The following is an 8338-nucleotide window of genomic DNA, read 5'->3' on the forward strand; positions in this document are numbered from 1 at the left end:
TAGGAGGTTTTGTCATGGCTTATAATAAAGGCGATAGAGACGGTGCTCCAGCAAAGAGAAGACCGATTCGCAGAAGAAAAAAAGTTTGTGCTTTCTGTGCAGACAAAGAGCATGATTTCATTGATTACAAGGATACCAATAAGTTAAAGAGATATGTCTCTGAGAGAGGTAAGATTCTTCCTAGAAGAATTACCGGTAACTGTGCAAAGCATCAGAGAGCTCTGACAGTCGCTGTAAAGCGCGCTCGTCACGTAGCACTTATGCCATATACCACAGACTAATTGAAATCAGACTGATTCATAGCAGCTCTATTGAGTGATCAATAGGGCTGTTTTTTTGTGCAATTTTTTAATCCTCCAAACTTCCCGTATCAATCAAGTGTATCCGCTCATACGATTTCTTATGTCCAATATGAAAAATAATTATTTTGCCTACAAAACAAAGTAATCCGAGAACTGTGCCTGAAAAATTGACGCAGATCAGTAGGATTTCTGAAAAGACTTTGCTTTGCAACGCTTTGATGAATGTGTGTCCGTACGAGCAAGCCCCTTAGGTGGGATCAGCTATTTCGGCAGGCACGCTCCCGCTACGTTGCCCCACGCAGCAGTACATAATGCGCCCTGTTTTTAAATTTTTTCTTGAGTGCAGGGCGCATAAGTACTGGCGGGGGCAGAGTGCCTTGCGAAACACCTGATTCCCACCTGGGGCGCGTACGGAAGGGCATATTCATCAAACATCAAACATCAAAGCAGCAAAGCAATTAGTCTTTTCGAAATCCGTAAGTGACAAGACAATTTTTCAGGCACAGTTCTCGGATCTTTCAGTGTCTTGGTGGCAAAATATCAAAATAAATTATTGGATATAGGAAATCGTATGGGCGGATATTGATCTCCCGGAGGAAAGTTTTTGGGGGGATTAAAAAATTAAGACATCGATGTCCGGGCGTAGTGTATACTATGAAAATCATAGAAAGTCACTTAGGAAAGGAGAGAAAATGAGAAAGAAAATTATTATTTTAGTGATTCTGGTGTTACTTCTGGCAGGTGGAGGATATTATGCATATCAGTATTTTACCGGCCCGGAGTATGTTGTCGGGAAAGCTCTGGAAGCGAACAATATTAATGATGTAAAAGCATACATCAAGGAAAACAGCACGGATGTCGACAAAACAGATCAGGCAAAACGCATGGTGAAGGACAAAGCAAAAGAAATTTATCAGAATTATGCGAATGATAAAGCGAAAAGCTATGAAGACTGTGAGAAAAGTCTGAAAGAGCTGGCGGGAGTAGAAGGCTGTAAGGAATATACAGAGTCTCTTCAGAAGGATCTTTTAAAAATGAAGGTTTCCAAAGGTCAATTTGGTCTGGGTAAAGGACAGATTGAGAAAAAGGAGTATGCGACAGCGTTTAAGAATTTAAATGGTGTTATAAAACAGGATTGCAATTACAAGACGGCTCAGAAAATGATGAATGATAATTATGACGCATATTGGAAAAAGGTGCAGGAAGACTGTGCAGAAAAGGTGAAAAAGAATGACTATTCCAGTGCGCTCAATGAAATAGACGAAATAAAAGAGTTTGGAAAAAATAAAGAGGAAATCGAAAAATACGAAAAGGAAATTACAGCAAAAGAAAAGGCGTATAAAAAGAAACAGAAAAAGCTTCATATCAAACGGTTGAAGCATTCCATCAAGTGGGTTAAATCATATGTAGATACGTCCGGCTTTACCAATGAATTTCATATCACTTATAAAAATGTATCGGGCAAAACGATTAAAAAAGTAGAATTTAATTTTAGGCTATATGATATCTATGGTGAGGAGTGGAATGGTGGTACTCCGATTGATTTTACGGATACATGTAAATCCCTGAAGAATGGCGAAACCAGAAGCGTATATTGGGATCTGGGAGCAGGATATGATAAGGTACTTCCTCACGAAACGTGTATTACATATAAGGACGGATCCACAGTGACGTTTAGTACAAAGGAAATGATGCTTTTGATGATAAATCAACTTAATAAATTATAGAAAGGAAGGAAACAGCGATGAAGAAATCAACGATAGCAATCATGGTGGGGATTGGAATCGTGTTCATGATCTGGCTGGGGGAATTGTTTTGGTTGATTTTAATTGATTGGGGGTTATATTCTGTGAAGTGGCGGCTTGAAAAAGCCGCCGCTTTGTGTTATTCTGTGAAAATGAGCGGTATTCGGAGAGAAACTGCATCAGAACGAACGACAAATGACAATCAGATGATCACACAGATATTGGACAGCTTCCGATATCATCACAGGGAGGTTTCCCATGAAGATAGGCATTATAGGGGCTGGTAAAGTCGGAACAACACTTGGCAGATACCTTTCCATGCATGGAAGGGATGTCGGTGGATTTTACAGCCGGACGAGAGAAAGCGCTGACGAGGCAGCGACTTTTGTAGGGACAGGGACATATACGACCCTGCATGAGCTTACACAGGATAACGATATTATATTTATTACGACACCGGACGGCGTGATCGCCCATGTCTGGGAAGCACTTTTGAAAGAAAACTTAGATCATCACATCATATGTCATTTCAGTGGTTCATTAACTTCTTATGTATTTTCTGATCGGGAAAGGGCAGGTGCCCTTGGAATCTCGATGCATCCGATGTACGCGTTCAGCGACAAGTTCCATTCATATGAACAATTTCATACAGCATATCTGACATTGGAGGGCGACCCGGAGGCGGTTGCAGTGATGAAGCCGATGTGGGAAGAGCTTGGTCATCATGTGCTGACCCTGAAGGCGGAGGATAAGATCAAGTACCACGCGGCAGCAGCGATGGCAAGCAATGAAATGCTTGGACTCATGCAGGCGAGCATTGATGTGCTATCCGAATGTGGTTTTGCCGAGGAGGATTCGATGGCACTTCTGCGTCCGCTTGTGGAGGGCAACATCGCATCCATGCTGGAGAAGGGCTGCGTCAATGCTTTGACGGGACCGGTGGAGCGCGGTGATGCGCAGACGGTCGAGAAGCATCTGCAGGCGTTGGCGGGCAGCAAGGCGGGAAGAATCTATCAGAGCCTTGGCAGCACCATGGTAGAGCTTGCCGGGCGGCGCAATCCGGACAGGGACTATACCCCGATCCGGAAGTTGTTTGAGGAGAATGCGGATTAAAGAATTCACAGGCTGAGGAGATCTGTTTGAAAAGGGAGCAGATTAAAGCATTCGCGGACTGAAAGAGATCTGTTTGAAGAGAAAACAGATTAAAGCATTCGCAGGCTGAGGAGATCTGTCCGTAAAATGGAACAGAACAAACATCGTTGCCGGTTGCACAGAAGGTGTGGGCGGTGACCGGAAATGCGACTATCCATGAGGATAGCGGATATTCAGAAAGGTTGGTAATCAAATGAAAAACACAGTACAGACATGGAGACAGGCAAAACAGGACGGAGTCAAGATCGCAATGCTTACCGCATACGATTACTCCACGGCAAAGCTGGAGGATGAGGCAGGGATCAACGGTATTCTTGTTGGTGATTCCCTTGGCAATGTGATTCTCGGATATGAGGATACGCTTTCTGTGACAATGGAGGATATGATCCACCACGGCGCTGCCGTTTCCCGCGGAGCCCAAAACGCACTTGTCATGATCGACATGCCGTTTATGTCATATCAGACATCCGTTTACGATGCCGTAGTCAATGCGGGACGACTGATGAAGGAAGGACGCGGCAATGCAGTTAAGCTGGAGGGCGGCAAGGAAGTATGTCCGCAGATCAAGGCAATCGTGGATGCAGGTATTCCGGTATGCGCACATCTCGGACTGACACCGCAGCACGTCAATGCATTTGGCGGCAACAAGGTGCAGGGAAAGAGCCAGGAGGCAGCACAGAGTATTATCGAGGCGGCACTTGCCGTACAGGAGGCAGGAGCCTTTGCGGTTGTTCTGGAATGTATTCCGGCAAAGCTGGCGCAGATCATCACCGACAAGCTTGATATTCCAACGATCGGAATCGGTGCCGGTGCAGGCTGTGACGGACAGATTCTGGTATATCAGGATATGCTTGGAATGTTCTCCGATTATTCTCCAAAGTTTGTAAAGCGTTTTGCCGAGGTCGGAGAAGTTATGAAGAAGGGCTTCACCCAGTACATAAAGGAAGTACAGGAAAGCTCTTATCCGGCACAGGAGCATACATTTAAGATAGATGATGACGTATTGGACAAGCTTTATTAATACAAGGACAACGGGAAAGGAAGTATCATAAAATGAAAATCGTAAATACAGTAGCAGAAGTGAGAGCACAGGTTAAGGAGTGGAGAAAGCAGGGACTTACCGTAGGTCTTGTGCCAACCATGGGATATCTTCATGAAGGGCATAAGAGCCTGATCGACCGCGCAGTGGCAGACAATGACAGAGTGGTTGTCAGCGTTTTTGTTAATCCGATGCAGTTTGGACCAAGCGAGGATCTGGAAAGCTATCCGAGAGATATGGACAGAGATGCAGCACTCTGTGAGGATGCGGGGGCGAGTCTGATCTTTCATCCGGAGCCGTCCGAGATGTATCACGATGACTTCTCAAGCTTTGTGGATATGAGTACGCTGACCGGCGGTCTTTGTGGAAAGACAAGACCGATTCATTTCCGTGGCGTATGTACTGTTGTTTCCAAGCTGTTTAATATCGTAACACCGGACCGCGCTTATTTCGGACAGAAGGATGCGCAGCAGCTCGCCGTGATCCGTCATATGGTGTCTGATCTGAACTTCGGTATTGAGATCGTGGGCTGCCCGATCATCCGCGAGGAGGATGGACTTGCCAAAAGCTCCAGAAATACTTACTTAAGCCCGGAGGAGAGAAAGGCAGCACTTGTATTATCCCGTTCATTAAAGCTTGGCAAAAAGCTGATCGAGGATGGTGAGAAGGACGCCAAAAAGGTTATCGCAGCGATCCGCGGTGAGATCGAGAAAGAGCCACTTGCCAAAATCGATTATGTTGAGATCGTAGACTGGAATACACTTGAGCCGGTTGACAGCACCGAGGGAGAGATCCTGACAGCCATGGCAGTTTATATCGGTAAGACAAGACTGATCGACAACTTTATTAAATAATGAATGCGAGTTTTGCAATCCGCTCATTAGCTTATGCAGATAAAAGGAGAATCAAAATGCAGATTACAATGTTAAAGGGAAAGATCCATCGTGCCATCGTGCAGCAGGCAGAATTAAATTATGTGGGCAGCATTACCGTGGATCCGGAACTCATGGAGCAGGCAGGAATATTAGAATATGAGCTGGTTCAGATCGTCGATGTTGAGAACGGCAACCGCTTTGAGACATACACCATCGCCGGAGAGCCGGGAAGCGGCATGATCTGCCTCAATGGTGCGGCGGCAAGACAGGCGCAGGTGGGCGATCATGTGATCATCATGTGCTATTGTCAGATGACGCCGGAGGAGGCGAAGGATCACAAACCGAAGGTTGTATTTGTAGACGAGCAGAATCATATCAGCCGTGTCACCAGCTATGAGAAGCACGGACAGCTTTCCTAGGGGAAAGAAAAGTGGTACATTACAACAACTTCGAAAGGCTCAGAAAAGAGGGAAACAATGTTAAAAGGAAAGACGATCGTACTTGGTGTTACAGGAAGTATAGCAGCCTATAAAATAGCCAATCTTGCAAGCATGCTGGTCAAGCTGCATGCTGATGTGCAGGTACTGATGACGCAGAATGCTACGAATTTTATTCATCCGACGACATTTGAGACACTGACAAGCCACAAATGTCTGATCGATACATTTGACCGTAATTTTCAGTACAGTGTAGAGCATGTCGCGCTCGCAAAGCAGGCTGATGTTGTACTGATCGCACCGGCATCCGCCAATGTGATCGGTAAGCTTGCTAATGGTATTGCCGACGATATGCTGACGACCACGGTCATGGCGTGCCGCTGCAAAAAGATCATCTCTCCGGCTATGAATACAGCAATGTATGAGAATCCGATCGTGCAGGACAATCTTCAGAAGCTGAAGCACTATGGCATGGAGATCATTGAGCCCGCAGTCGGACTTCTTGCATGTCACGATGTGGGTGCGGGGAAGCTCCCATCGGAGGATGTCCTTCTTCAGTACATTTTGAAGGAAACCGCATGTGAGAAGACAATGAAAGGAAAACGTGTTTTGGTCACGGCGGGGCCGACCGTGGAAGCGATTGATCCGGTGCGCTATATCACCAATCATTCCACCGGCAAAATGGGATATGCCATTGCGCGTCAGGCGATGCTGCGCGGCGCAGAGGTGACTCTTGTAACCGGACCGGTCTCTATCGATCCGCCAATGTTTGTAAATGTTGTGCCTGTGACAAGTGCGGCAGATATGTTTGAAGCAGTGACAAGCCGTGCGGCAGAGCAGGATATTATCGTTAAAGCTGCAGCGGTGGCAGATTACACACCGGTGCAGGTGGCTTCCGAGAAGATCAAAAAGAAGGATGGCGACAATGCGATCGCATTGACCCGCACGAAGGATATTCTCGGCTGGCTCGGAGAAAATCGCAAGCCGGGACAGTTCCTTTGCGGCTTCTCCATGGAGACAGAAAACATGCTCGATAACTCCAGAGCGAAGCTTGCCAAAAAGAATGTCGATATGATCGTTGCCAATAACCTCAAGGTGCAGGGTGCCGGCTTCGGAGGCGATACCAATGTGGTCACACTGATCACGCCGGAGGATACCGTTGAGCTGCCGCTGCAGTCCAAGGAAGAGGTTGCCGGGCAGCTGTTAGACACGATCCTTGAGCGGATGCAGGCATAGAATGAACTACAATTTTATAATAATATATACCAAAAGCCTCGACATAGAAGATATAACCCCTCTTTACCGGACAACCGGCAAGGAGAGGATATATCCAAATAGTGCGAGGCTTTTATAATACAAATTAATTATTTAGTTGTGAAATGGATTGAATTCTACAAAAGTACCAGTGCGCTTAAACTCCAAACTAATAGGTCACTTCTACGAGAAATAACCCTTGTGCCGGTGCGGTAAACCCTGCTTCCCGGCGGTCCAGTGCCTGAAGAATGCGGGAAATGTCATCGGCAGAGCGCTTTCCGCTTCCGATCTCCAACAGCGTCCCAACCAGAATGCGAACCATATGATACAGAAATCCATTGCCGTAGAAATCCATGGCGATTCGGTCGTCCTGCAAAACGATCCGGATATCGTGGATGCTTCGGACAGTGGATTTTTTCATGTGCCGGTTATCACAAAAACTCTTAAAATCATGTTCGCCGATCAGAGCATTTGCGGCCCACTGCATCGCTTCAATATCATATGAAACGCGCGCCTCCTGCTCAGCCGGGATCCGTGCGGCGTACCGCCTTGTAAATACATCGGGAACGGCAGCATTATCGATCACATATCGGTAATGCTTTTCTTTTGCATTTAATCTTGCATGAAAGCGTGCCGGAGCTTCACTGACCGAGAGGACGCGGACGTCCATTGGAAGAGCATTATTAAAATAATCCCGGATCAGGTCGGTGACAGTTTCCTCTGATCGCAGAAACTTCGGCGGCAGTGCGGACTCCTCACAGCGGAAATTTGCCACCTGTCCCAAAGCATGGACACCGGCATCAGTCCGCCCGGAGCCGTTGACATCTGTCGGGACGCCGGTCAGCTTTGATGCGATCGTCTCCAGCTTTGCCTGAATCGTATTGTCTGTATTGCCCTGTTTCTGCCAGCCGCTGTAGCGCGTGCCGTCATACTGCAGGATGAGTTTATAATTTTTCATGGTGGTGTCCTTTTCTGTGTTTATATCACTATATGACAAGAAGTTTTACGATGTTGTTGCTGAGGTCAAAAGTTCGTTTACTCCTTATATCATTTATCAATTGTGTGTGTTTTATTGTAACAGAATATCATTGGAGGCTCAAGGAAGGAGTTGACATATTATAAATGAAGTGATAAAGTAAAGATATTTTTAATAATATTATAACTAAAGTATGTAAATGATATAATTTGAAAAGGTGATACTATGAAAAAGGAAGAATTTTTAAGGAAAAAATGAGTTAAAAGAAAAACTAAGAGATACATATATTATAGTGGATGAAGGAATTTTTTATTTGGTATCTAATAATGTAAATTCTATTTTTGAAGAAAATACATATTCATTTGTTTGCAGTGGTTATTCTAAAATGATGTATGATGAAAATGGAGATAATATTATATATAAAAATGATACCGGTGTGAAAGTGATTTCTAAGAAAGATTATTTTGCGAAGCTCAATAAAATCATTAAGCAATAAATTGCGATTGCAATTGAAAAATGGTTATTGGAAATGAAGATGGCTGATTTATAACGAGGTGG

At 45.2% G+C, this 8338-nt stretch carries 10 protein-coding genes; 9 read left to right on the forward strand and 1 reads right to left on the reverse strand.

The window, feature by feature from the left end:
* Positions 1 to 14 precede the first annotated feature (14 nt).
* The 8 genes from rpsR (at position 15) to coaBC (ending at position 6786) form a co-directional block, all read left to right on the forward strand.
* Complete coding sequence (gene rpsR / locus ACZLMD_RS02695; RefSeq protein ID WP_022304837.1) at positions 15 to 281, forward strand: 30S ribosomal protein S18; 267 nt, start codon at positions 15 to 17, stop codon at positions 279 to 281.
* Positions 282 to 994: 713 nt separating this feature from the next.
* Positions 995 to 2029, forward strand: coding sequence for a hypothetical protein (locus ACZLMD_RS02700; RefSeq protein WP_489495091.1), 1035 nt, complete (start codon positions 995 to 997; stop codon positions 2027 to 2029).
* A 17-nt stretch (positions 2030 to 2046) separates the two neighbouring features.
* Positions 2047 to 2334: a hypothetical protein gene (locus tag ACZLMD_RS02705; protein WP_489495092.1), complete on the forward strand. Its 288-nt coding sequence runs from the start codon at positions 2047 to 2049 to the stop codon at positions 2332 to 2334.
* Entirely contained in the window at positions 2306 to 3160 is an 855-nt protein-coding gene (locus ACZLMD_RS02710; protein WP_489495093.1) for a Rossmann-like and DUF2520 domain-containing protein, read from the forward strand. The genes ACZLMD_RS02705 and ACZLMD_RS02710 overlap by 29 nt, the downstream gene beginning before the upstream one ends.
* A 232-nt stretch (positions 3161 to 3392) precedes the next feature.
* Positions 3393 to 4220 (forward strand): 3-methyl-2-oxobutanoate hydroxymethyltransferase, encoded by an 828-nt coding sequence (panB, locus tag ACZLMD_RS02715; protein WP_022305127.1) that lies wholly within the window; start codon positions 3393 to 3395, stop codon positions 4218 to 4220.
* Between the two features lie 32 nt (positions 4221 to 4252).
* On the forward strand, positions 4253 to 5092 hold the full coding sequence (gene panC, locus ACZLMD_RS02720; RefSeq protein WP_118558959.1) for a pantoate--beta-alanine ligase: 840 nt from the start codon (positions 4253 to 4255) through the stop codon (positions 5090 to 5092).
* A gap of 56 nt (positions 5093 to 5148) precedes the next feature.
* Positions 5149 to 5532, forward strand: a complete 384-nt coding sequence (gene panD / locus ACZLMD_RS02725) for an aspartate 1-decarboxylase (protein ID WP_022305125.1) — start codon at positions 5149 to 5151, stop codon at positions 5530 to 5532.
* Positions 5533 to 5589: 57 nt separating this feature from the next.
* On the forward strand, positions 5590 to 6786 hold the full coding sequence (gene coaBC, locus ACZLMD_RS02730) for a bifunctional phosphopantothenoylcysteine decarboxylase/phosphopantothenate--cysteine ligase CoaBC (protein WP_482521283.1): 1197 nt from the start codon (positions 5590 to 5592) through the stop codon (positions 6784 to 6786).
* Positions 6787 to 6973: 187 nt separating this feature from the next.
* On the opposite strand, the gene truA is transcribed toward coaBC, so the two are convergent.
* Positions 6974 to 7762, reverse strand: coding sequence for a tRNA pseudouridine(38-40) synthase TruA (gene truA, locus ACZLMD_RS02735; RefSeq protein WP_489495094.1), 789 nt, complete (start codon positions 7760 to 7762; stop codon positions 6974 to 6976).
* A gap of 310 nt (positions 7763 to 8072) precedes the next feature.
* Here truA and ACZLMD_RS02740 point away from each other — a divergent pair, with 310 nt between their 5' ends.
* Positions 8073 to 8276, forward strand: a complete 204-nt coding sequence (locus ACZLMD_RS02740; RefSeq protein ID WP_022305290.1) for a hypothetical protein — start codon at positions 8073 to 8075, stop codon at positions 8274 to 8276.
* Positions 8277 to 8338: the final 62 nt, after the last annotated feature.

It is taken from the genome of Jutongia sp. (assembly GCF_057878315.1).